This is a genomic window from Amycolatopsis sp. lyj-108 (assembly GCF_046549005.1).
Lineage (GTDB): Bacteria > Actinomycetota > Actinomycetes > Mycobacteriales > Pseudonocardiaceae > Amycolatopsis.
Genome location: NZ_JAJPWQ010000008.1, coordinates 398,047 through 420,691, shown reverse-complemented (window position 1 = coordinate 420,691; position 22,645 = coordinate 398,047). Strand labels below are relative to the sequence as shown.

General features: G+C 68.6%; 22 protein-coding genes. 15 read left to right on the top strand and 7 right to left on the bottom strand.

The annotated features are described in order from the left end of the window. Positions 1-12: 12 nt before the first annotated feature. A complete protein-coding gene (locus ACLJO0_RS28940; RefSeq protein ID WP_410581744.1) occupies positions 13-810 on the top strand; it encodes a 2-keto-4-pentenoate hydratase in 798 nt (265 codons plus the stop codon). Further along, positions 807-1,568 carry a 2-keto-4-pentenoate hydratase gene (locus tag ACLJO0_RS28935; protein ID WP_410581743.1) on the top strand — a complete coding sequence of 254 codons (762 nt, stop codon included), beginning with the start codon at positions 807-809 and terminating at the stop codon, positions 1,566-1,568. Before ACLJO0_RS28940 ends, ACLJO0_RS28935 begins: the two co-directional genes overlap by 4 nt. Here ACLJO0_RS28935 and ACLJO0_RS28930 read toward each other — a convergent pair. The 3 genes from ACLJO0_RS28930 to ACLJO0_RS28920 are packed head-to-tail and all read right to left on the bottom strand — an operon-like array spanning position 1,549 to position 4,604. Further along, positions 1,549-2,433 (bottom strand): alpha/beta fold hydrolase, encoded by an 885-nt coding sequence (locus ACLJO0_RS28930; RefSeq protein WP_410581742.1) that lies wholly within the window; start codon positions 2,431-2,433, stop codon positions 1,549-1,551. The genes ACLJO0_RS28935 and ACLJO0_RS28930 overlap by 20 nt on opposite strands. A gap of 32 nt (positions 2,434-2,465) precedes the next feature. Next, a complete protein-coding gene (locus ACLJO0_RS28925; RefSeq protein ID WP_410581741.1) occupies positions 2,466-2,657 on the bottom strand; it encodes a hypothetical protein in 192 nt (63 codons plus the stop codon). Between the two features lie 45 nt (positions 2,658-2,702). Beyond that, positions 2,703-4,604 carry an ABC transporter ATP-binding protein gene (locus ACLJO0_RS28920; RefSeq protein ID WP_410581740.1) on the bottom strand — a complete coding sequence of 634 codons (1,902 nt, stop codon included), beginning with the start codon at positions 4,602-4,604 and terminating at the stop codon, positions 2,703-2,705. 536 nt (positions 4,605-5,140) lie between these two features. Here ACLJO0_RS28920 and ACLJO0_RS28915 point away from each other — a divergent pair. Continuing rightward, entirely contained in the window at positions 5,141-5,560 is a 420-nt protein-coding gene (locus tag ACLJO0_RS28915; protein WP_410581738.1) for a hypothetical protein, read from the top strand. On the opposite strand, the gene ACLJO0_RS28910 is transcribed toward ACLJO0_RS28915, so the two are convergent. Beyond that, on the bottom strand, positions 5,473-5,988 hold the full coding sequence (locus ACLJO0_RS28910) for a cupin domain-containing protein (RefSeq protein WP_410581737.1): 516 nt from the start codon (positions 5,986-5,988) through the stop codon (positions 5,473-5,475). The two genes, ACLJO0_RS28915 and ACLJO0_RS28910, sit on opposite strands and share 88 nt — an antisense overlap. 117 nt (positions 5,989-6,105) lie before the next feature. Between ACLJO0_RS28910 and ACLJO0_RS28905 the strand changes: the two genes are divergently transcribed. Genes ACLJO0_RS28905 through ACLJO0_RS28890 form a run of 4 tightly spaced genes read left to right on the top strand, consistent with a single transcriptional unit; the run spans position 6,106 to position 11,205 of the window. After that, a complete protein-coding gene (locus ACLJO0_RS28905) occupies positions 6,106-6,519 on the top strand; it encodes a TetR/AcrR family transcriptional regulator (protein WP_410581736.1) in 414 nt (137 codons plus the stop codon). Positions 6,520-6,557: 38 nt separating this feature from the next. Then, positions 6,558-8,150 carry a 2,3-epoxybenzoyl-CoA dihydrolase gene (gene boxC, locus ACLJO0_RS28900; RefSeq protein WP_410581735.1) on the top strand — a complete coding sequence of 531 codons (1,593 nt, stop codon included), beginning with the start codon at positions 6,558-6,560 and terminating at the stop codon, positions 8,148-8,150. 7 nt (positions 8,151-8,157) lie between these two features. Then, positions 8,158-9,579, top strand: a complete 1,422-nt coding sequence (gene boxB, locus ACLJO0_RS28895; protein ID WP_410581734.1) for a benzoyl-CoA 2,3-epoxidase subunit BoxB — start codon at positions 8,158-8,160, stop codon at positions 9,577-9,579. A gap of 18 nt (positions 9,580-9,597) precedes the next feature. After that, positions 9,598-11,205, top strand: a complete 1,608-nt coding sequence (locus ACLJO0_RS28890; RefSeq protein ID WP_410581733.1) for a benzoate-CoA ligase family protein — start codon at positions 9,598-9,600, stop codon at positions 11,203-11,205. A 77-nt stretch (positions 11,206-11,282) separates the two neighbouring features. On the opposite strand, the gene ACLJO0_RS28885 is transcribed toward ACLJO0_RS28890, so the two are convergent. Continuing rightward, positions 11,283-11,744 (bottom strand): MarR family winged helix-turn-helix transcriptional regulator, encoded by a 462-nt coding sequence (locus ACLJO0_RS28885; protein ID WP_410581731.1) that lies wholly within the window; start codon positions 11,742-11,744, stop codon positions 11,283-11,285. A 101-nt stretch (positions 11,745-11,845) separates the two neighbouring features. Between ACLJO0_RS28885 and ACLJO0_RS28880 the strand changes: the two genes are divergently transcribed. Genes ACLJO0_RS28880 through ACLJO0_RS28865 form a run of 4 tightly spaced genes read left to right on the top strand, consistent with a single transcriptional unit; the run spans position 11,846 to position 14,987 of the window. Further along, complete coding sequence (locus ACLJO0_RS28880; RefSeq protein WP_125791305.1) at positions 11,846-12,805, top strand: ring-cleaving dioxygenase; 960 nt, start codon at positions 11,846-11,848, stop codon at positions 12,803-12,805. Then, positions 12,802-13,434, top strand: coding sequence for an alpha/beta hydrolase (locus tag ACLJO0_RS28875; RefSeq protein WP_410581730.1), 633 nt, complete (start codon positions 12,802-12,804; stop codon positions 13,432-13,434). The genes ACLJO0_RS28880 and ACLJO0_RS28875 overlap by 4 nt, the downstream gene beginning before the upstream one ends. Before the next feature lie 9 nt (positions 13,435-13,443). After that, positions 13,444-14,592: a dipeptidase gene (locus tag ACLJO0_RS28870; RefSeq protein WP_125791307.1), complete on the top strand. Its 1,149-nt coding sequence runs from the start codon at positions 13,444-13,446 to the stop codon at positions 14,590-14,592. Between the two features lie 38 nt (positions 14,593-14,630). Continuing rightward, the gene (locus ACLJO0_RS28865) at positions 14,631-14,987 is read left to right on the top strand and encodes a lipopolysaccharide assembly protein LapA domain-containing protein (RefSeq protein WP_410581727.1); all 357 of its coding nucleotides are present in this window, start codon (positions 14,631-14,633) and stop codon (positions 14,985-14,987) included. On the opposite strand, the gene ACLJO0_RS28860 is transcribed toward ACLJO0_RS28865, so the two are convergent. Then, positions 14,975-15,904: a cupin domain-containing protein gene (locus ACLJO0_RS28860; RefSeq protein ID WP_410581726.1), complete on the bottom strand. Its 930-nt coding sequence runs from the start codon at positions 15,902-15,904 to the stop codon at positions 14,975-14,977. The genes ACLJO0_RS28865 and ACLJO0_RS28860 overlap by 13 nt on opposite strands. 82 nt (positions 15,905-15,986) lie before the next feature. Here ACLJO0_RS28860 and ACLJO0_RS28855 point away from each other — a divergent pair, with 82 nt between their 5' ends. Next, complete coding sequence (locus tag ACLJO0_RS28855) at positions 15,987-16,385, top strand: pyridoxamine 5'-phosphate oxidase family protein (protein WP_410581725.1); 399 nt, start codon at positions 15,987-15,989, stop codon at positions 16,383-16,385. On the opposite strand, the gene ACLJO0_RS28850 is transcribed toward ACLJO0_RS28855, so the two are convergent. Next, positions 16,348-17,217: a maleylpyruvate isomerase family mycothiol-dependent enzyme gene (locus ACLJO0_RS28850; protein ID WP_410581723.1), complete on the bottom strand. Its 870-nt coding sequence runs from the start codon at positions 17,215-17,217 to the stop codon at positions 16,348-16,350. The genes ACLJO0_RS28855 and ACLJO0_RS28850 overlap by 38 nt on opposite strands. Positions 17,218-17,297: 80 nt before the next feature. Between ACLJO0_RS28850 and ACLJO0_RS28845 the strand changes: the two genes are divergently transcribed. The 3 genes from ACLJO0_RS28845 to ACLJO0_RS28835 all read left to right on the top strand — a co-directional run bounded on the left by ACLJO0_RS28845 (position 17,298) and on the right by ACLJO0_RS28835 (position 22,645). Then, a complete protein-coding gene (locus tag ACLJO0_RS28845) occupies positions 17,298-18,080 on the top strand; it encodes an Abi-alpha family protein (protein ID WP_410581722.1) in 783 nt (260 codons plus the stop codon). Positions 18,081-18,087: 7 nt separating this feature from the next. Further along, a complete protein-coding gene (locus ACLJO0_RS28840) occupies positions 18,088-19,332 on the top strand; it encodes a DUF445 domain-containing protein (protein ID WP_410581720.1) in 1,245 nt (414 codons plus the stop codon). Between the two features lie 340 nt (positions 19,333-19,672). Continuing rightward, entirely contained in the window at positions 19,673-22,645 is a 2,973-nt protein-coding gene (locus ACLJO0_RS28835; RefSeq protein WP_410581719.1) for a patatin-like protein, read from the top strand.

The following is a 22,645-nucleotide window of genomic DNA, read 5'->3' as shown; positions in this document are numbered from 1 at the left end:
CGGAAGGAGCCCATGGACGCCAGCACGCTGCAGGAGGCCGCGGCCGCGCTGCTCAGCGCGTACGAGACCGGCAAGCCGATCGCGCCCCTCATCGAGACGTATCCCGCCGCGACCTTGGAGGACGCGTACCGCATCCAGCAGCGGCTCGTCCATCATTGGGCCGAACGCGGCGACGGTGTGCGCGGGCACAAGGTCGGTCTCGCGTCCGCCGCCATGCAGCGGCAGATGGGCGTCGACCAGCCCGACTACGGCCATCTGACCGGTTCGATGTTCCACCTCGAACATCAGCCGATCCCGATCGGCGGGTTCCTGCAACCGAAGATCGAACCGGAAATCGCGTTCGTGCTCGGCTCGCGGCTCTGCGGGCCAGGAGTCACGGTGGCGGACGCGCTGCGGGCGGTGGACTTCGTCGTCCCGGCGCTGGAGATCGTCGATTCCCGTATCCAGGACTGGAAGATCAGCATCTTCGACACCATCGCGGACAACGCGTCCTCCGGCGGGGTCGTGCTCGGCAGCAGGCCGACCGCGATCGGCGACGTCGACCTGCGGCTGGTTGGCTGTGTCCTGCACCAGAACGGTGAGATCGCGGCCACCGGCGCCGGCGGCGCGGTGCTCGGCTCGCCGGTGAACGCGCTGGTGTGGCTCGCGAACACGATCGGACCGCTCGGCGTCGCGCTGGAACCGGGGCACGTCGTGCTGCCGGGCTCGATGACCCGCGCGATCCCGGTGAGCCCCGGCGACACCGTGGTCGCGACGATGGCGGGGCTCGGCAGTGTCACCGCGAAGTTCTCCGGGGAGGAGCGGCCGTGAGCCTTGACGTGCGGGAGGCGGCGGAAGCGCTGCTGTCCGGGGAAGAACGCGAGCCGCTGACGGATTCGTGGCCAGCTTTGGACGTCGAAACCGCGTACGCGATCCAGGACGAGGCGCTCCGGCTCAGGCTGGAACGCGGCGAGACGCTCATCGGCGTCAAGCTGGGTTTGACTTCGCAGGTGATGCGGCAACGGATGGGGATCGACACGCCGTTGCTCGCGTGGCTGACCGACGCGATGGTCCTGCCCGCCGGTGTCCCGGTGCCGTCGCTGATCCACCCGCGTGCGGAACCCGAGCTGGTTTTCGTGCTGGGTGAACGACTTTCGGGCCCCGGCGTGACCGCGGCGACCGCGATGACGGCGGTGAGCCGGGTCCACGGCGGCATCGAGGTCGTCGACAGCCGCTACCGTGACTACCGGGGCAAGCTGCCGGACGCCGTGGCGGACAACGGTTTCTCCGCGTACTTCACGCTGGGCCCGGTCGGCGTCGATCCGTCTACAGTGGACCTTTCGCTGGAGGCGGCGCTTCTGGAGGTCGACGGCGCCATCGTCGACACCGCCACCGGCGCGGCCGTGCAGGGCCATCCGGCGGAAGCACTGGCGCTGGCGGCCAACACCCTCGGTGCCAGGGGGCTCGCGCTGGAGCCCGGCTGGATCGTGCTCACCGGCGGGATGACCGACGCCGTCGACCTTCGCCCGGGTTCACGGGTGGCGGCGCACTTCTCGCATCTGGGCTCGATCACGCTCGCCGGGTCTTGACGTCGGCGCGGTCGGCCGTGCGGACCAGTCCGCGCGTCAATCGCGGCCAGATCGCCCGCGGGAGGTCGTGCCCCATCCCGGGTACGATGTCCACTTCGGACTCCCGCAGCGCGCGGGCCGTCGCCCGGCCGCCGGAAACGTGCACGAGCGGATCCTTCGAACCGTGCACGACGAGCGCGGGCACGTCGAGTTTCCGCAACGCGCGGAAGCGATCCCGGCTCGAAACGACGGCAGCCAGCTGCCGCGCCGACCCGCCGGGATTCACGCCGCGATCGAACGACCGCTCCGCGCGCTCACGCATCCGCGCCTCGTCGAACGGGTAATCGGGCGAGCCGATCACGCGGAAGGTGCGCACCAGGGACTCGACGTACTGCGCACGATCACGCGGAGGCGCCGAAAGCAGCATCGCCATCGCCTTGGCGCTCGGCCGCCCGACGAACCGGTTGCCGGTGGTCGACATGATCGACGTCAGCGAACGCACCCGTGACGGATACTCGATGGCCAGGGTCTGCGCGACCATCCCGCCCATCGACGCGCCCACGACGTGCGCGCTCTCGACGCCGAGTTTCGTCAGGAGTCCGGCGGCGTCGCCCGCCATGTCCGCCAGGGAGTACGGCGCCGTGCGCAGGGCGTACGCGAGCGGCAGGCTCGCCCGCCCGGTCATCCGGCTGGACCGGCCGGCGTCCCGGTTGTCGTAGCGGATGACGAAGAACCCCTCGGCCGCGAGGTTCTCGCAGAGCTCGTCGTCCCACCAGATCATCTGCGAGGCCAGGCCCATGATCATCAGCAACGGCCTGCCGTCCGGCGAACCGAACGTCTCGTGGCACAGCTCGACGCCGTTCACTTCGGCGATCATCTCCGGCATCAGCACAGTGTGACCGGCGACGGCGAAAACGGCTACGCGTCTTCGATGTGAACAGCCTGGCTCTCCGGCCCGGCGGCTCTTTGAGTGCCCGCCTCGTCGGCGATTTCTTCCGGCTCGGTGTCCCCCGGTTCGCCTCCGTCGGGCTCGCTGAGCTGGACGGCTTCCTCGGACGCGTCGGCGGGGCTGGGGCCGTCTGCCGCTTCGCGGTCTTCCTGGTCGGACATGGTTCCTCCGCTGGATCGGGGCTTTCTCACCGACCGGTTACCCGCTCACTCGCCGCGATACGCACGGGCCTGGATTTCGTAAAGTTCGTGGTAGAGCCCTCCTTCTTCGATGAGTTCGGCGTGCGTGCCCTGCTCGATCAGCCGTCCTTTCTCCAGTACCAGGATCCGGTCGGCGGAGCGGATGTTGGCCAGCCGGTGGGTGACCAGGACCGTCGTGCGCCTGCCCGCCCCGGAAACGCTCGCGTGCCGCAGACCGGCGAAGACCCGCGCCTCGGCCTTCGCGTCGAGCGCGGCCGTCGGCTCGTCGGCGACCAGGACGGCGGCGTCGCGATAGATCCCGCGGGCGATACCCATCCGCTGCCACTGCCCGCCCGAGAGGTCCTGCCCGTCGTTGAACTTCTTGGACAGCACCGTTCTCTCCTTGGCAGGCAAGGATTCGATCACTTCGTCGGCGCCCGAGGACGTGATCGCGTCGTGCCACGCGGCGCGCTCCGGGTCCTCCCGGCCGAGCCTGCCGACGGTCACGTTGTGCTCCGCCGTCATCGGCCATTCGGCGGGATCCTGCGCGATCACGGCGATGTTGGCGTGCACCGACTCGTGATCGGCGTCCGCGAGATCGACGTCGTCCCAGTACACCTTCCCTTCCGAGGGCGGATACAGCCCGGTGAGCAGCTTGCCCAACGTGGTCTTGCCTGAACCGTTCTCGCCGACGAGGGCGATCACCTCGCCGCGCCGGATGGTCAGCGAAACCTCGCGCAGCGCGGGATTTTCCTGGCCCGGATAGGTGAAACCGACGTTCTCCAGCCGGATCTCCGCCGGATCCGGTGGAGCGGCGACACCGTCCTTCGCCGGGCCGCGTTTCTCGGATTCCACGAGCAGCCGCTGGAAGAAGGCGATGTAGAACGACTCCTCGTACAGGGAATTCACCGCGTGCATCGTGATGGACAGCGAATTCGACGCCGACCGCATGGCGAGCGCGGCCGTCCCGGCGAGGGCGAGCTCCATCTGCCCGGTATAGAGGAGGAGGCCGAGCACCAGATACGCGATCGCGGTGCCCACCCCGGCCGCCGCGCGCCCGGTCAGCCGGACCAGGTTGCTGCGATGCGCGAGCCGGACCTCTTCGCGCATCAGGCTTTCGGTGATCCGCCGGTACTCGTGGAGCAACGGCTCCTGCAAGGTGAGGGCGTGCCGTTCGAGGGCGAAGGTGCGCCAGGTGGCCACCTCCTCGACGATGTCCTTCCGGATGTTCCGGCCGACGGTGTCGAGATAATGCCGGTAGTTCAGCCGCGCGACCTTCGCCGCCGCCCAGCCGTCGGCCACCGCGGCGAGCAGCAACACCGGCGCGAGCCACGGATTGAGCAGGCCCGCCGCCACCAGCGCGGCGACCAGCGAGATCAGCGCCGAAGTCAGATCCGCGACCCAGCGCAGGCTCATCTCGATCGAGCGGACGCCGTACCGCGCGCCCTGCCTGGCCAGCTCCCGGAAATCGGCGTCCTCGAAGGCCAGCAACCGGACGCGGACCATCGCAGCGGTGACCTCGTCGCCCGCCGAAGTCACGACCCGCGGCCGGAGCGCCCCCTCGACCGCGGCCACGGCGGTGTCGAGCAGGGCACGCAACGCGTACGTGCCGACGACGACCAGCAGCGCGGGCAGCGATTCCAGCACCCTGTCCGGCGTCGGCCCGTTCTCCAGCAGCGCGATGAACACGTTCGCGGTGGCGAGCAGGCCGAACGCCGTGACACAACCCGAAAGCAGGTGGACGACGCCGGCGAGCAGGGTCAGCCGCGGCGACGTCCGCCAGGCCAGCCGCAGCACGATGGCCACCGCGGACGGGAGCGTGCGGATGGCCTTGACCATCCCCGCTTCGGCCACGGTCTCGTCGACCGTGGCCCATTCGGGCATCTTCAGGTTCTCGACCCCGATCAGGGGCACGGTCGCTTCGGGCACTCGTCCTTGTCTACGCGCACCCACCGACAATTCCGACCGCTCGCGGTAGCAAAGGTCCCTTGCTCCCACCGCGCAGCGGGACGGCGGTGGTGACTGTGTGGATTTTGGGTCGTCTAACGCACCAAAATCCACACGGTCGGTAGGCGCCGCTACGCGGGGTGAGGGGTGTGTGGGTACAGGGACGCTCAGTGGCCCTATTTCCACACACCTTCCCGATGCCAGCCCGGTCATGCCTCGGCGGTCGCCCGCGGTAGCAAAGGTCCCTTGCTTCCCCGTGCGTGAGGCGGCCCGCCCACCTCAGGTGACTGTGTGGATTTCTGGTCATCCAACGCACCAAAATCCACACGGTCAGTACGCACCGCTACGCGGAGTACAGGGTGTGTGGATATAGGGACACTCAACGTCCCTATATCCACACACCCTCCCGATGCAGACCCGCTCACCCCCATCGCACGGGACGAAAGTCCCCTTCACCCGCCCCAGCCCGTGAGCTACGCTCTCGCTAGAGCGATCTATCAAATCGCAAGGGGGCAAAAATGGAAGCTCTTCAGAACCGGGGACTCACCGCGTTGCGGCTGATCCTGGCCTTCACGCTGCTGTCCACCACGTTGCACTACGCGCACAACGTGATCAGGGCGGCGGACTATCCTCAGGTCGAGGGGGTCTCGGTGGGGCTCGCCGCCACCTTGGTCGTCGTCGCCTACGTTCTCTTGACGACGTTCGGCGTGCTCGGCTACCGCGACTACCTGCGCGGACGTTACTGGCGGGCGCTCGCGTTCCTGATGGTCTTTTCGCTGTCCGGGCTGGCGAGCCTCGGCCACTTCCTGGTCGCCGTGCCGCAGATCCCGGCCTTCTGGTTCGCCACGATCTACACCGACACTGCGGCCGCGCTGCTGCTGTGGGCCTTCGTGACCTGGGCGGCGACGAAACTCAACCGGACTTCCGTGCCCGCGTGACGGTCAGCCGCCGTAAGTGATGTGGTGGGGCGCGGCGACCCGGTTGATCTTCGCCGGATCGATCGCCCCATCGGTGAACACGGCAGGCCCCGCTTCGGAAAGGTCCTCCAGATAGTGCTCCAGCCGCCGGGAGACGAGATCTGGAGAACCCGAGGCGGTTCGGAAACGCGTCGCAGGGCGTGCGGGACACCGCGCGGGAGCAGGGCGAACGTGCCCTTGGTCGCGATGTGGCTCTCGTCGTCGAAGTCGATGCCGAGTTCGCCTTCGAGGACGTAGATGCACTCGTCGGCCTCGTGGTGCACATGCCGCGGGATGTCCATGGCGACGGTGACCTCGAGCAGCGAAAACCTTGTTTCGGTGTCCTCCGTCATCGCCTTGACACTGAACGCGCGCGGCAGCGGCACGCGGCCGGGCGGGTTGTCAACCAAGCCGCGAGCCGACGCGGAACGCAATCGCGCTCGGGTGGTCGACGCCGCGCGGGCGTTGTTCGCCGAACGCGGGGACGACGTGCAGATGCTGGAATCGCGCGCGCGGCAGGCGTCGGCGTGGGAACCGTGTACCGGCATTTCCCGGACCGCCAAGCGCTGGTCGAGGCGGCGGCGGAGCACCGGTTCGCGGAGATCGAGCAGTACGTCCGGGCGCACTGCTTCGGTGAGGATTCCGATCTGGAGCGCTATTTCCGGTATGCCGGCGAGCTGTTGTCCCGCGATCGCGGGCTCACCGCCGCCATCGATTCGGCCCGCGGGCGGCCGGGGAGTGAGCCGCGCGGTACCGCTCGCGAGCGGCTCGAAACCGTGGTCGCCGAGGTCATCGCCCACGATCAGGCCGCCGGTCTCCTTCGTTCGGATTGCCCGGTCGCCGACGTCTATCTGCTGGTCGGCGCCCTGTCGTCGGTCATCCGCAAGGGTGGCGACTGGGCTCGTTTCCTCGACCTGCTCCGTGACCAACTTTCTACATAACATTGACGGTAGTCAGTGCCATGTAGACAATCGGAAGGGTGACGCGGACCACACCGGTGACGTTCGAACGTCATCCCAGCGGCTACCGGCACTGGAAACTGTCCACCGACGGCGACGTCGCGTGGCTCGAACTCGATGTCGACGCCGACGGGGGTCTCGTACCGGGTTACGAGCTCAAACTCAACTCGTACGACCTCGGCGTCGACATCGAGTTGTACGACGCGACGCAGCGGCTGCGGTTCGAACATCCCGAAGTCCGCGTGGTCATCGTGACCAGCGCGAAGGACAACGTCTTCTGTGCCGGGGCGAACATCCGCATGCTGGCGTCGTCGTCGCACGAGTGGAAGGTGAACTTCTGCAAGTTCACCAATGAGACCCGGAACGCCATGGAGGACGCCACCGCGCACTCCGGTCAGATGTACGTCGCCGCGGTCAACGGCACCTGCGCCGGCGGCGGCTACGAAATCGCGCTCGCCTGCGAGAAGGTCCTGCTGGTCGACGACAACTCCTCGACCGTGGCGCTGCCGGAAGTGCCCCTGCTCGGCGTTCTTCCCGGCACCGGCGGGCTCACCAGGGTGGTCGACAAACGCGGCGTGCGGCGGGACCTCGCCGACGTCTTCGCCACTCGCCCCGACGGGGTGAAGGGGCGGACGGCCGTCGACTGGCGGCTCGTCGACGAGCTCGTGCCGCGGCAGGGTTTCCGCGAAGCCGTGCTGGCCAGGGCGAAGGACTTCGCACGGACGAGCGAGCGGCTCGACGGCGAAGGCGTCGAACTGAAGCCACTCAAGCACCGTTACGTCGACCTAGCCCGCGGCAAGACTGAAGCGACGATCACCGTCAAGGGGCCCGAGGACGACGACGGCTGGCTACTGGACGTCACCCGCGAACTGGACGACGCGATCCTTCGCCTGCGCACCAACGAACCCGAACTCGGCACGTGGGTACTTCGCACCGAAGGCGATCCTGCGAAGGTTCTCGAACACGAGCGCGCCGTGTTCGACGCGAAAGACTGTCTGAGCAACGAAATCGTCCACTACTTCAAGCGGACGCTGAAGCGCCTCGACGTCACCAGCCGCAGCCTGATCGCCCTCATCGAGCCTGGTAGCTGCTTCGCCGGGATTCTCGCGGAACTCGCGCTCGCCGCGGACCGCCAGTACATCTTGGACGGTCCTCCGATCGACGACGAAGAAAGCGAAGAACGCGCCTCGATCACGTTGTCCGAGGCCAACTTCGGCCGCTTCCCGATGGGCAACGGCCTGTCGCGCCTGGAGTCCCGGTTCTTCGGCGACCCGGACCACGTCACGAGACTCGCGGAAGTACGCGACCGGCCGCTGAACCCGGCGGAGGCCGCCGAACTCGGCCTGGTCACCGACGCCCCGGACGACCTCGATTGGGAGGACGAGATCCGGATCGCGCTGGAAGGACGGGCTTCGCTCAGCCCGGACGCCTTGACCGGAATGGAGGCGAACCACCGGTTCGTCGGCCCCGAGACGCTGGAAAGCAAGATCTTCGGCCGCCTGGCCGCTTGGCAGAACTGGATCTTCACCCGTCCGAACGCATCCGGTCCCGAGGGCGCTTTGCGTCGCTACGGTACTGGTCAGAAGGCCGTCTTCGACAGGAAGCGGGTTTGAACAGCTCATGCCCACCAAGATCGATTACGACGCCAAGATCCCCAACAACGTCGACCTCTCCGGTGATCGGCGGCTCCAGCGGGCGCTGGAGGGCTGGCAGCCGAAATTCCTGGACTGGTGGGGCGAAATGGGCCCCACACTGCGGACGCAGGGCGTGTACCTGCGCACCGCGGTCAGCGTCGGCCGGGACGGCTGGGCGCATTTCGACCACGTCAACGTGCCCGACTACCGGTGGGGGATCTTCCTCGCGGAGCCGGATCCGGACCGCGTCATCACCTTCGGCGAGCACCAGGGCGAACGGGCGTGGCAGCAGGTCCCCGGCGAGTACCGCGCCGACCTGCAGCGGCTGATCGTCATCCAGGGGGACACCGAACCCGCGTCGGTCGAGCAGCAGAAACTGCTGGGGCTCACCGCGCCGAGCCTCTACGATCTGCGGAACCTTTTCCAGGTCAATGTCGAAGAAGGCCGTCATCTGTGGGCGATGGTGTATCTGCTGCACGCCTACTTCGGCCGCGAAGGCCGGGACGAGGCGGAAGGGTTGCTGCTCCGGAATTCCGGAAGTCCGGACGCCCCGCGGATCCTCGGCGCCTTCAATGAGGAGACCGCGGATTGGCTCGCGTTCTACATGTTCACCTATTTCACCGATCGCGATGGCAAATACCAGCTCGGCACCCTCAAGGAAAGCGGCTTCGATCCGCTTTCCCGCACTTGTGAATTCATGCTCAAGGAAGAGGCGCACCACATGTTCGTCGGCACCACCGGGGTCGACCGGGTGGTCACCCGCAGTGCCGAACTGATCCGCGAGCACGACACCTTCGACATCGCCGGGCACGGCGGTATCCCGCTGGACGTCATCCAGCGTTACCTCAACTTCCACTACACCGTCTCGCTCGACCTGTTCGGCGGCGAGACCTCGACCAACGCGGCGAACTACTACACCGCCGGGCTGAAAGGCCGCTGGCAGGAGGCGCGCCGCAAGGACGACCACAAGCTCACCGACGCCGCCGGAACGCTGTCGAAGCCGAGGGCCGACGGCACCTGGGGGACCGAAGAACACCCGGCCATCCTGCTGCTGAACCTCGACCTGCGGGAGGAGTACCGCGCCGACTGCCAGACCGGGGTCAACCGCTGGAACAAGATCCTCGACGAGGCCGGGATCGACTTTCGATTCGTCCTCCCGCACCCTGGATTCAATCGCGAAGTCGGCATAAACTCCGGCCACCATGTGACGCCCGACGGCACCGTTGTCGACGAGCGGACCTGGCTGGCCGGCAAACGCAAGTGGCTGCCCACACCCGAAGACCTGACTTTCGTACGATCGCTGATGCACCCGGTGTACGAGCGAGGAAAGATCGCGAGCTGGGTGGCGCCGCCACGCCAGGGCATCAACGGGAAACCGTTCGACTATGCATACGTTCACCTGAGCTGAGCGATAGAAGGTGCGCCCGTGACCGCTGCTGCTACCGGGTTCAACGCGGTGAGCTACCTGCTCGACCGGCACCTGGCGGAAGGGCCACCGGCCAAGCAAGCGGTCGTTTCCCCGCGGCGAAGTCTCACGTACGCGGAGCTCGCGGCCGAAACCCGCCGGGTCGCGGCCGGGCTGAAGGCGATCGGCGTCCGCCCGGAGGAGCGGGTCCTGTTCTGCATGGTCGACGACGTCGAGCTGCTCACCGGGATCCTCGGCGCGATGCTGGCCGGAGCGGTCGCGGTGCCGGTGTCCACCATGGTCACCGGGCTCGACCTCGGCAAGATGCTCGCCGATTCGCGGACCAGGGTCCTTTGCGTTTCCGGCGAGTTCGCCGCGCAGGCGACGATCGCGCTGGGGTTGGCGCCGGAAGTCACCGACGTCGTGCTGGACAGGGCGAAGGCGGCCGAACTGCCGTCCGGCGTCCGCGCGCACCAGTGGAGCGATCTGTCCACAGTGGATGATTCCGGTTTCGTGCCGTCTCCGACCTGGGAGGACTCGCCCGCGCTCTGGCTGTACACCTCGGGCACGACGGGCAAGCCGAAGGGCGCGATGCACCGGCACGCGGGTATCCGCGCGGTCTGCGAGACGTACGCGCGCGGCGTGCTGGACATCGGGCCGAACGACCGGTTCCTCTCCGTCCCGAAGCTGTTCTTCGCCTACGGCCTGGGGAATTCGGCGTTCTTCCCGCTCGCGGCCGGCGGGACGGCGCTGCTCGAACCGGCGAGGCCGACCCCGGGGCTGATCGCCGCCAGGGCCCGCAAGGAGCGGCCCACGTTGTTCTTCGCCGTCCCGACCTTCTACGCCGCGCTGCTCGCCAGCGACATCCCCGACGACACGTTCTCCTCGGTGCGCCAAGCGGTTTCAGCAGGGGAACCGTTGCCCGCCGTGCTGTACGAACGATTCCGTGACCGGTTCGGCGTCGAAATCCTCGACGGCATCGGCTCGACGGAGGCGTTGCACATCTTCCTGTCCAACCGGCCGCGTCAGGTCCGCCCCGGCAGCACCGGGATTCCCGTGCCCGGCTACGAGATCGCGCTGCGCGACGAGCACGGCAGGCCCGTGCCGGACGGCGAGCCGGGCGAGCTGTTCGTCGCCGGGCCGTCGATCGCGACCGGGTACTGGGCGCGGTACGAGACGACGAAGCAGGTCTTCCAGGGCGAATGGCTGCGCACGGGCGACAGCTTCGTGCGCAACGCCGACGGCAGCTACACCTGTCTCGGGCGGTTCAACGACATGCTGAAACCGGGCGGGATCTGGGTGTCGCCCGCCGAGGTCGAGGACAGGCTGCTGAAACACCCGGCGGTCGCCGAGGTCGCGGTCGTGGCCGCCTTCGACGCCGACGGCATCGAGAAACCGGTCGCCTGCGTGGTCGGCGTGCCAGGTCACCGGCTGGACGCGGACGAGCTGATCGAGTTCTGCCGGGCCGGGCTGGCGTCGTTCAAGCGGCCCCGCAGCGTCGTCGAGCTGGGCGAACTGCCCAAGACGGCGACCGGGAAGATCCGGCGCAACGTCATCCGGGAACTGGTGCGGGACATGGACGAGGTCCGGGCCTACCAACCCGACCCCGCCTCGCCTCTCCCCGGCTGAAATCCCCCGCAATTCGGCACCTGCTTGCGGTACTTGCGCGTGCAAGCATCGCAAGCAGGTGCCGAATTGCGGGGGTGTCAGGCGCCGTTGACGGTGCGCAGGGTTCGCATGGCCTCGGCCAGGTCGTGCGCGTCGTCGCCCAGGGGGGTCAGGACGATGCGCCGCAGGATCTCCGCGCACGCCTCCCGCGCCTTCTCCGCGACGTCGAGGCCGTGGTCGGTGAGGACCGCGAAGGTGACGCGGCGGTCGTCCGGGCTGGGCACGCGGCAGATCAGGTCCGCGGCCACCAGCCTGTCCGCGACCTTGGTGAACCCGCCGCTGGACAACGCCGCCTCGACGGCCAGCCGCGTCATCGGCATCCGGTGCTCGGGTGACCGGACGAGCCGCAGCAGGATGTCGAACGACGCCGGCGCCAGGCCGAACCGTTCGGCGATCTCGCCCATCAGCTTGGTCTGCGTGGCCAGGTAGCCCTCGATCACCAGGCCCCACCAGGTGACCACTTCGTCGTCGTTCGGTTCCTCCGATTTCACCGCTGTCACGCGAGCGAGGGTACACCAAGAAGTCTTTCTGGAATATATCTTGCGCGCGAGAGGTTATCGGGTTAGCTTGATTTCACCGGCTACCGAAGGAAGGGGCCACCATGTCGATCAAGACCTCGGGCCTGCACCACGTCACCGCCATCGGCGGCGATCCCCAGCGCAACGTGGATTTCTACACCCGGGCCCTCGGCCTGCGGCTGGTGAAGACCACGGTCAACTTCGATGACCCCGGCACCTTTCACCTTTACTACGGCGACGGGGCCGGCAAACCCGGCTCGCTGATGACGTTCTTCCCGTGGAGGGACGCGCCGAAGGGCCGTCACGGCACCGGTCAGGCGACCACGACGTCGTTCTCCGTGCCGGAGGCGTCGCTCGGCTGGTGGAAGCAACACCTCGCCGAAAGCCGTGTCGAGACCAGCCAGATCCGCAACTCCGACGGCGAGGAGACGCTCACCTTCGCCGACCCGGACGGCCTGAAGCTCGCGCTCGTCGCGCATCCGCAGGGCGATCCGCGTGACCCGTGGGACACGAAGCTCGTGCCCGCCGAACACGCGATCCGCGGCCTGCACTCGGTCACGCTTTCTGTGTCCAAAGAGGACGCGACCGCCGGGATGCTGACCGACGGGCTCGGCCTGACCTTCGAACACCAGGAGGGCAACCGTCTGCGGTTCTCCGCAGGTGAAGGCGGCCCCGGCGCGCTCGTCGACGTCCTCGTCACGCCGGACGCCCCGCGCGGGCTGGTGGCGGCGGGCACCGTGCACCACGTCGCCTGGCGCGCGCCGGACGAGCAGACCCAGGCAGCCTGGCGCGACGAGCTGATCGACGACGGTGTGAACGTCACGTCCATTTTGGACCGTCAGTACTTCCGCTCGATCTACTTCCGCGAGCCGGGCGGCACCCTGCTCGAGGTCGCGACCGACGAACCCGGTTTCGCGATCGACGAGCCGCTGCTCGAACTCGGCCGCGCGCTGAAACTGCCGCCGTGGCTGGAGCCCAAGCGCGAAGACATCGAGGCGATGCTGCCGAAGCTCGACCTCCCGAGCGAGAACAACCCGCGATGACGGGCTTGGCGCACAAGTACGTCGAAGGTTCGCCCGACGAGCCGGTGCTGCTGCTCCTGCACGGCACCGGCGGCGGGCCGGACGACCTCGTGCCGATCGCCCGGCAACTGAGCCCGACGTCGGCGCTGCTCGCGCCGGCCGGGCCGGTGTCGGAACACGGCGCGGCCAGGTGGTTCCGCAGGCTGGCGGAGGGCGTTTTCGACCACGAGGACGTCGTCTTCCGCGCCAACCAGCTTGCCGGCTTCGTGCTCTCCTCGCGCGAGGAGTACGGCCTCGGCGATCGGCGGCTGGTCGCGATCGGGTTCTCCAACGGCGCCAACATCGCCGCCGCGGTGACCCTGCTCCGGCCGGACGCCGTCCGGGAGGCGGCACTGTTCGCGGCGATGTCTCCGCTTCCTTCGCCGCCACGTCACGATCTGTCCGACACGCGAGTGTTCCTGTCGAACGGCGAGCACGATCCGATGGCGCCGCCGGCTTCGGCGGACGCGCTCGTCCGCGACCTGCGCGAGCGCTCCGCGGACGTCGTCGCCCACCGCCATCCCGGCGGGCACCAGGTCACCGGCAACGGTTTGGTAGCGGCCGCGGGGTGGCTCAACGGGGGCGGGGGAGAGCAAAGCACGGGTACGTAACATCGTCGGATGACTAACGGGGACCTCGTCCGCGCCCAGGCCCTGCTCGAAAGGGTGCTCCTCGCGGACGGGCACAACGATCTGCCATGGGAGCTGCGGGTCACGACCGGGCCGGATCCGGTCGCGGCCGTGGCGGGCACGGATCTCACGGTCCGTCAGCCGCATCTGCACACCGACTTCCCGAAGCTCGCCGAAGGCAGGCTCGGGATGCAGTTCTGGTCCGTCTACGTGCCTTGCCAGTTCGAGGGGCACAGCGCGGTGACGGCGGTGCTCGAACAGATCGAGATCGTGCACCAGATGGCCGAGCGGTACCCCGATCGCCTCGCCCTCGTGGACACCGCGGACCAGGCCGAAGCCGCCTTCCGCGACGGCAAGATCGCGTCGCTGCTCGGCGCCGAGGGCGGCCACAGCATCGCGGAATCCCTTGGCGTGCTGAGGATCCTGCGCCGCCTCGGCGTCCGCTACATGACGCTGACGCACAACTACAACACCACATGGGCCGATTCCGGCACCGACGAACCGGCGCACGGCGGGCTCACCGAGTTCGGCCGTGACGTGGTCCGCGAGATGAACAAGATCGGCATGCTGGTCGACCTCTCGCATGTCGCGCCGAGCACGATGCGCGCCGCGCTGGAGGTCAGTTCCGCGCCGGTGATCTTCAGCCACTCCTCGTGCGTCGCGGTCAACGACCATCCCCGCAACATCCCCGACGACGTCCTGGAAACCCTGGCCGCCAAGGACGGCGTCGCGATGGTGACGTTCGTGCCGGGCTTCATCTCGCCGAAGGTCGCCGAGTGGGACGACCGGCTGCGCCAGGACATGGAAGCCGCGGGCAAGGACTACCGGAACATCGACCAGCGCACGAAGTTCACCGCGGAGCGAGGCGGGCCCGAGAAGCCGAAGGCGGGCATCGACGACGTCGTCGCGCACATCGAGCACGCGCGCGAAGTGGCCGGAGTCGACCACATCGGACTCGGCGGCGACTACGACGGAGTCGCGACGCTGCCCGAAGGCCTCGAAGACGTTTCGAAGTACCCGGTGCTGTTCGCCGCGCTGCTGGAACGCGGCTGGAGCGAAGAGGACTGCGCGAAACTGGCCGGGAAGAACACCTTGCGCGTGCTGCGCGCGGCGGACGAGGTCACCCGTTCGGACGCTTGAGAGCGCGATCAAGCCCGTTTCGGCGGACACTGTCCTGCATGACGCAGCCGCAGGAGGGTGCCGCCGAGGTTCCGGTCAACCCGTCCGACACCGCTGGCGGCGGACGCCACAGCGGTAAGTTCGACGCCGCCCCGAAACTCAAACGGACCAGGGTCAGCGGTACCTGGATCGCCGTCATCGTGGCGCTGATCGTGCTGGTGTTCCTGCTCGTGTTCATCCTGCAGAACCAGGACACGGCCACCGTCCACTTCCTCGGCATGTCCGGCAGCATGCCGCTGGCGGTCGCGATGCTGTTCTCCGTGATCGCCGGCGGGGCGCTGGTCGCGCTCGTCGGCGGCGCCCGGATCATGCAACTGCGCAAGCAGGCCAAGAAGTCCCGGCATCAGCTGCGCTGAAGAGCACCGCGCCGGAAGTCGCTCGGGTTCACGCCGCGCACGCGTTTGAACGCCGCGCTGAACCCGAACGGATCGGAGTAGCCCACGGTGCGGGCGATGTCGGAGATGGTCGCGGATCCCGGACCGGCCAGGAGGTCCGCCGCGAGCGTCATCCGCCAGCGGGTGAGGTAGGTCAGCGGCGGTTCCCCGACCAGGTCGGCGAACCGTTTCGCCAGCGTCGACCGCGAGACCCCGGTCCGTCCGGCCAGCGCGCCGACCGTCCACGGCGCGGCCGGTTCCGCGTGCAGCAGCCGTAACGCGTCGCCGACCACGGGATCCCGCTGCGCGGCCCACCAAGCCGGGGGCCGTCCGCCGGGCCGGTCGAACCATTCGCGCAGTGAGCAGACCAGCAACCAGTCCAGCAGCCGGTCGAGGACCACCTGCTGCCCCGGCGCGTCGATGGCGACCTCGGCGGCGAGATGCTCCAGCACGGGGTCGCCCGCGCCCCCGGAATCCACCCGCAGCACGACGGGCAGCGCGTCGAGCAGCGGGCGGCCGATCTCGCCGCGCACCGGATACGCGCCGACGATCAGGGTCGTCTCCCCGCCGGGATCGTCGACCCAGCCGAGACGATGCCGCGTCCCGCCCTGCTCGGGCGTCGCGCAGTGCTCGCCGCACGCGATCGGCTCGGCCGAGGTGCCGACTTCGTCGACGAAGGTGAAGGTCGAAGGGCCACGCACGATGGCCGACTCGCCGGCGCGCAGCGGCTCGGGCGGACCGTCCTCCGGCACGATCCAGCCCGCCCCGGTGAGCACGGCGCACAGGGTGAGCGGCGCACCGTCCACGAAGTGCAGCGACCAGGGCGGGGACAGGGTCGAACTGCCGAACAACGAACCGTGGGACCGCACACCGCGGATCAGGTCACTGAAGACGTCCACCCCGGCGAGGTTAGACGAATACACAGGCGATCCGGCCTCTCACCTATGGGCACGTCCAAATCCGCCGGGTTGAATCGAGACCATGCTGACCACTGACGACCTTGAATTCCTCCGCCGCCCCCTGCACGGGTTCCTGACCGTGGCGGGCGGCCCGGTCCGGCCGGTGTGGTTCGAGGCCACCGGCGAAGGCGCGATCCAGCTGTTCACCCCGAGTGACTCGCCCAAGGTCCGGCGGCTGGACGACGATTCCCGCGCCTCGATCATCGTGGCCGCGCCGGTGGGTGAACGCGAGCGCTGGGTGTCGGCCACCGGCCGCGTCACGGTGGAGCCCGACGGGGCGCACGAACTGGCCGCCCGCCTCGCCGAGCGCTACTGGGACCTCGAAGACCCGGCCCATTCCGGCGAACTCGCCGGGATCCAGAGCCTGGATCTCGTCCGGCTCGTCATCCGGCCGGAGAAGGTGAGCCGTTACCTGATGTGATGATCGACGTCATCCCGAGCACGATGGCGCAAACGTTTTCGTCGCCCTTGGCGGTGACCCGGTCGCGCTCCGCCGGGTTCCGGGTGCACAGCCGCCAGAAGGTGTCCGCGTCCGTCGTCACCGAGGCCAGCGGCGAGCGCGACGTCGGCGCGACGCGGTCGAGCGCCCAGCCGTCGGCGGTCCGCTCGGCCGTCCACTTCCCGCCGCCCTGACCGGTCACGGTGTAGCCGACCTGCCTGCCGACCCGCGCGTCGACGTCACGCAGCGTGTGTGGCAGCGCCCGCATGAAAGTGTCGACCACCGGGCCGCGGAATTCCGTCTCGTCGAGCGTCCGCGCGCCGACGGCCTCGCGGATCTGCTGCTGGTGCACCCAGAACTCGGTGTACTCCCGTGCGACGTCGAGCCAGACCGGCGCCGGTTCGTCCCCGGCCCAGCTCACCGGCTCGCCGACGGCTTCGAGGTCGGCGCGGCCCCACATCTCGGCGATCTGCGAGGTGCTGTCCACCAGCATCGCGAACAGCACTTCGGGGGACAGCCGCCGGCACGCGACCACCCATTCGTCGTTGATCCGGTCGATGAAGTCCTCGAACCGTTCACCCTCGCGGGGCACCGTCGCCCGGTAGTCGTCGCGGTCGCGGGACAGCCTGCCGAGTTTGTCGCCCAGGATGTGGGCGGCGAGATCGTGCACCGTCCAGCCCGTGCACACCGTCGGCGCGGCCCACTTCTCCGCGTCCAATCCGGTGAGCACGTCGAGCAGAGCCTGCTCCTCGCGCGCGAACAGCGGGAGGACGTCGATCGGCGGACCCCAGCGCGTGAAGCTCATGCTGTTCATCCAAACACCCGCGTCGATCACAATTTCGGCCATTCGGCCTACTCGCAGGTAGCATCAGCGCGAACGTGAGGGGAGTGCCCGTGAGCAACGAACGACCCGCCGGTGACGACCTGGCCGCTTTCGCCAAACGCGCGGGGCAGCTGGCGGGCTGGGCCGCCCGCACGGGCTTCGAGTTCACCCGCAAACTCCCCGGCGTCGAAATCGCGGAGCAGGTGATCAAACAGGGTGAGCGGCAGCTGCTTTCGGAGCTGCGCCGCCGTCTCGACGAGGTCGACGACCCGTACCACGCCGCGCTCACCGCCGCGTCCGCGATGAACCGGCCCGCTGCCAACGGTGCGCGCCCGGTCGAAGCGACCATCACCCTCGTGCACAGCCGCGCCCAGCTCGAACCGCTCCGCGCGGCGATGGCCGAACTGCTCAACCACTCCATCGGCTTCGGCCGCGAGCGAGCCCGCGAGTACCTCTACGCGATCATCCTGCGGCAGCTCACGCCGGACGAGGCCCGCATCCTTTCCGCGCTTTCCGACGGCTCGCCGTTCCCCGCCGTCGACGTCGCCGAGCGGACCAACCTCGGTGGAGCCGGGCGGTTCGTGCTGCGCAACGCCTCCACCGTCGGCAAGGCCGCCGGGGTGTCGCTGCCCGACCAGGTGCCCGGCTACCTCACCAGGCTGATCGGGCTCGGCCTCGTCGAGCTGGACGAAGAGGTGCCCGCGCTCGAGACGCAGTACGAGATCCTGTTGACCGACGAGACCGTCCGTGAGGCGGAGAAGTCGGTGAAACGGGCCAGGTTCGTCAAACGCACGGTCCATATCTCCCGGCTCGGCGCCCAGTTCTGGCAGGCCTGCGACCCGAGCGCCGGCTGACCTCGGCATGGGTGCGTTCCTCGACGGGATCCTCGCCGACTTCGGGCGGCACTGGCCGCTCTACGTCTCCATCCCGATCGTGGCCGCCCTGATCGGCTACACCACCAAACTCGTCGCGATCCGGATGATGTTCCAGCCGGTCGAGTTCGTCGGGATCAAGCCTTTCCTCGGCTGGCAGGGCATCGTGCCGAAACGCGCCGCGCGGATGGCGAGCATCGCCTGCGACACGATGACCGAGCAGCTGATCAAGCCGGCGGAGGTCGTCGCCAAGCTCGATCCGCAGAGAATCGCGCGTGAGATCGAAAAACCGCTCCAGGCGGCCGTCGAGGACATCGTGCGCGACGTCGCGGCCCACTACCAGCCGGGGCTGTGGGAATCGCTGCCGGTCGGCATGCAGCGGCTGGTGATCCAGCGCGTCCAGGCCGAGTCGCCGCGGATGGTCGCGGCCGTGCTGGAGCTCATCAAGTCCGATGTGGACAGTGTGTTCGACCTCAAGGGCATGGTGGTCACCGCACTGGTCAAGGACAAACGGCTGCTGAACCGGATCTTCCAGGAGGCGGGTGACAAGGAGTTCAAGTTCATCGCCCGCTCCGGCATCTTCTTCGGCGGGCTGATCGGCGTGATCCAGATGATCGCGTGGATCCTGTTCAAATTCCCGCTGATCATGCCGCTGTTCGGGCTCTTCACCGGCTGGTTCACCGACTGGCTGGCGCTGCGGATGATCTTCTACCCGATCGAGGAACGCCGGTACTTCGGCGTGCGCTGGCAGGGCCTGTTCCTGAAGCGGCGCGGCGAGGTCGCGGAGGCGTACGGCGCGCTGATCGCCAAGGAGATCATCACCCCGCACAACGTGATCGAGGCGGTGCTGCGCGGCCCGCTGTCGGACCGGGTGCTCGGCCTGATCCAGCGCCAGCTCGACGAACAGCTCGGCCGCCGCGTCGGCGTCGGGAAACCGCTTGTGGTGTTCGCCGTCGGCAGCAAGCGGTATCAGGACATGAAGCTGAACATCGCCGAGAAGATCATGGACAAGCTGCCGGAGACCATGCGGTACATCGAGGACTACGCGAACGAAGCGATGGACATCCGGAACGTGCTGGTCACCAAGATGAAGGAACTGTCGCCCCGCGAGTTCGAGGGCCTGTTGCGGCCTGCCTTCCAGCAGGACGAATGGATCCTGATCGCGACCGGCGCCGCCCTCGGCTTCGCCGTCGGTGAAGCGCAGGTCCTGCTGCTGGAGCACTTCGCCGCCTGACGCGCCCGCAATTCGTCACCTACTTGCGAGACTTCGCGTTCGCGGCCATCGCAAGTAGGTGACGAATTGCGGGGTTGGGGGGTGAGTGGCGATTCGGGTTAGAGCCAAGGGTGTCTTTGGTACCTACGTGGTCGAGGCTGCGGTTGATGCCAGGCCCGGTCCGTGAAGGTCTCCCGTCGAGCTCCGGGACGGCACGTATCCAGGCGCGGCGACCGCGCACCTGATTGCGGGGGCGTGAAACCGCCCTTACGGGCGCACGAATTCCGGCACTAACGGTGGTACACCGGTTCGCCCGTCCGGTCTAAGGTGCTCGGTGCACAAAGCCTTGGGGAGGGCGCACATGGCCGACGCGGGGAGTCCGTGGCCGCAGGAGATCCGGCTGGCGATGACCATGGTGGGCGGGGCGAGCCTCGCGGTCTGGATGGGCGGGGTCGCCACCGAGACCTCGCATCTGCTCCAGGCGTCGAGATCGCCGGAAGCCGAAGGGCCGTACCGCGCCCTGCTCGATCTGCTCAACGCCACCGTCTCGCTCGACGTGCTCACCGGCACGAGCGCGGGCGGCATCAACGCGGCGTGTCTCGGGCTGGCCGAGGCGTTCCGGTCGAGCCCGCAGGTGCTGCGTGACACGTGGATCAGCACCGGCTCGCTCGACAATCTGATCCGAGATCCCGGCGAGAAGGAACCGCGTTCGCTGCTCGACGGCGACAAGGTGCTGCTCGGTGATCTGAAGGACGCGCTGCACCGGATCACCGACAAGGCGACGGTGAAACCCGACTGCCCGGACATCACCGTCCTGCTCACCGGCACGATGATCGACGGCGAGACGACCAGGTTCGACGACGCGCTCGGCAACCTGGTGCGGGACACCGAACACCGCCTCCTGTTCCGCTTCGATGGTCCTTTATGGACAGACGACGTGGTCGGCCCGCTCGCGCTCGCGGCCCGGTCCACCGCGTCGTTCCCCGGCGCCTTCGAACTTTCCCGGATGCCGATCGGCGAGAAGACCGGTCCGTTGCATCCGGACATGACCCGGTACACCGACGTCACGCGGTCGCATTGGCTGACCGACGGCGGGGTGCTGCTGAACAAGCCGTTGCGTCCGGCGCTGCGGGAGATCTTCGAACGGCAGTCGCATTCGGACGTCCGGCGGCTGCTGCTGTACGTGGTGCCGACGGCGGAACGCGAGGCCGAGCGGGTCCCGGTCGATCCGGAGCGGCCGCCGTTGCTGGGCAGCGCGATGAGCAAGGTCGCCGGCACCGTGCTGAGCCAGACGATCAGCGCCGAACTCGAGGACCTGACGCGGCACAACGACGCCGTCGTCCGTACCAGGGGGACCCGGGTTTCCCTTGCCGCGATGGGGGTTCGCGGCGGCCCGGAGACGCTGGTCGACCAGCGGCTGATGAACGACTACCGCGATCGGCGGGTGCAGGAGGACGCCACCGCGCTGGTCCGCGACGCGACCCGCAGGCTCTCACTGTCCGATGTGGAGGATCAGGGCCGCCAGTGGGCGTCCGGGACGGCGGCGCAGCTGCGCGCGGCCGCGGCGGCGGGGCTGCGCGACGGCCTGCCCGCCGAGCCGCCGAAGGACACGTGCGAACTCGACGACCTGATCGCCTTCCGCACCACCGCGCTCGACGATTCGGTGGCCACCGGCCTGCAACTGGTGAACGCGGGCTTCCGGCTCGATCCGTCGCCGGAGCACGCGGTCCAGCTCAACCGTTGCCGCGTGCTGCTGCACGAGGCGCGGCACAGGGCCGCGCGGGGACGACGGCTCTCGGGCTGGGTCGCCGAACAGGATCCACCGGCGGCCGACACCACACTGGCGGCCTGGATCGAGGGTCTCGCCAAGGAATGGGCCGCGCTCGGCCGCTCGGACACGCTGAAGGAGGCGTGGCCACTCGTGGTCGCCGCGCTCCGGCAGGCGACGCCGATCCTTTTGCCGTTGGCGCAGGCGAAACCCGACACCGAAGCCGCCGACACGGTCAGCACGCTGCTGGCGTGGACCGGGCTCACCTCGGACGAGGAGAGTGCGTGCGACACCATCGTCACCTCGCGGCTGGTGCGCCTGCACATCGCGACCAGGGGACTGCTCGCGCAGCCGCCGTCGGTCGACCAGCGGGTGGATCTCGTCCAGGTGAGCGCGGATTCACGGACGCTGCTGGACATGAAGCGAAGCCGTTCGTGGGACAAGCTCACCGGTATGCAGGCCGACTACTTCGGCGCTTTCTACAAGGCTTCCTGGCGCGCGAACGACTGGATGTGGGGCCGGGTCGACGGCGCGGGCTGGCTGGTCCAGTGCCTGCTCGACCCGAAGCGCCTGCGGCTGCTGCGTGACGTCGTCGGGCGGGAGGCGTTCCGGACGCAGGTGCGGGACACCTTCGCGAAGATCGGCTGGCGGCAACCGGGGACCGAAGACGGTCTGTCGCAAGAGGAAGCGGACGCTCTGCGCGGGCAATTGGCCGAGGAGCTGGCTTTCCTCGGCCTCGACGGTGAACTCGCCGACGTGGAAACCGAAGCCGCCCTGCCGATCAGCATGCCGGTGACGGCGATGGTGCTCGCCAGGGTCCGGCAGCTGGAGATCGCGCGCGAGGAGCTGCCCTGCGTCGGCCTCCACTGTGGACACGACGTGAAGACGGCCAAGGGGAACGGGAAACCGTCGGAACGGTTCCGGCGCCTGATCGAGAACGAGCCGGAAACCGACGAGCAGACCCAGCGCGCGTTCCAGGCGTGCCAGGTCTCCGGCGAACGGTTCGAACACGAACGCGGGACGATGTTGCTGACGAAGACGCTGGTCAAGGCCGGTGCCGCCGGGATCAACGCGGCCGCGGGGGCGACACGGGTGCCGAAGTCGGTCCAGCCCGCCGCGACCTTCGCCAAGGCCGCCGGCCGCAGCGCCTGGTGGATCACGCGCGGCGCGGCCACCCTGCCGTCACCGTGGAACGTGCTCGCCGCGATGATCACCGTGCTGGCCGGGTTCGTCATCGGTGGGCAGGGCGGCCCCGTCCTGCAGTGGGTCGGCGTGCCGGTGGCCGCGGGCGCCATCGTGTTCCTGGTGGTCAGCCTGATGACGTTGCGCAAGACGTGGCGGATGGTGCTCACGGTGCTCGGCGTGCTGGTGGGGGCCGCGTTGCTGTTCGCCGCGTTCCTGCCACCCGTCCGCGAGCCGCTGTTCGGCTGGCTCGGCGACGTCGTCGCGGGCTGGCGGCGCGGCGAGGCGCCGGTCTGGTGGCTGGCCGTCTGCCTCCTGCTCGTACTACCCGCCGTATGGACGCCGATCGGTTCCGTCTTCCGGGGGCGTGCACGCCGCAAATAG

Bases quoted from the DNA above. Each gene is read 5' to 3' on its own strand.
- ACLJO0_RS28940 (WP_410581744.1), top strand. From the start codon at position 13: ATGGACGCCAGCACGCTGCAGGAGGCCGCGGCCGCGCTGCTCAGCGCG.
- ACLJO0_RS28930 (WP_410581742.1), bottom strand. From the start codon at position 2,433: ATGCCGGAGATGATCGCCGAAGTGAACGGCGTCGAGCTGTGCCACGAG.
- ACLJO0_RS28925 (WP_410581741.1), bottom strand. From the start codon at position 2,657: ATGTCCGACCAGGAAGACCGCGAAGCGGCAGACGGCCCCAGCCCCGCC.
- ACLJO0_RS28915 (WP_410581738.1), top strand. From the start codon at position 5,141: ATGGAAGCTCTTCAGAACCGGGGACTCACCGCGTTGCGGCTGATCCTG.
- boxB (WP_410581734.1), top strand. From the start codon at position 8,158: ATGCCCACCAAGATCGATTACGACGCCAAGATCCCCAACAACGTCGAC.
- ACLJO0_RS28880 (WP_125791305.1), top strand. From the start codon at position 11,846: ATGTCGATCAAGACCTCGGGCCTGCACCACGTCACCGCCATCGGCGGC.
- ACLJO0_RS28875 (WP_410581730.1), top strand. From the start codon at position 12,802: ATGACGGGCTTGGCGCACAAGTACGTCGAAGGTTCGCCCGACGAGCCG.
- ACLJO0_RS28870 (WP_125791307.1), top strand. From the start codon at position 13,444: ATGACTAACGGGGACCTCGTCCGCGCCCAGGCCCTGCTCGAAAGGGTG.
- ACLJO0_RS28865 (WP_410581727.1), top strand. From the start codon at position 14,631: ATGACGCAGCCGCAGGAGGGTGCCGCCGAGGTTCCGGTCAACCCGTCC.
- ACLJO0_RS28855 (WP_410581725.1), top strand. From the start codon at position 15,987: ATGCTGACCACTGACGACCTTGAATTCCTCCGCCGCCCCCTGCACGGG.
- ACLJO0_RS28850 (WP_410581723.1), bottom strand. From the start codon at position 17,217: ATGAACAGCATGAGCTTCACGCGCTGGGGTCCGCCGATCGACGTCCTC.
- ACLJO0_RS28840 (WP_410581720.1), top strand. From the start codon at position 18,088: ATGGGTGCGTTCCTCGACGGGATCCTCGCCGACTTCGGGCGGCACTGG.
- ACLJO0_RS28835 (WP_410581719.1), top strand. From the start codon at position 19,673: ATGGCCGACGCGGGGAGTCCGTGGCCGCAGGAGATCCGGCTGGCGATG.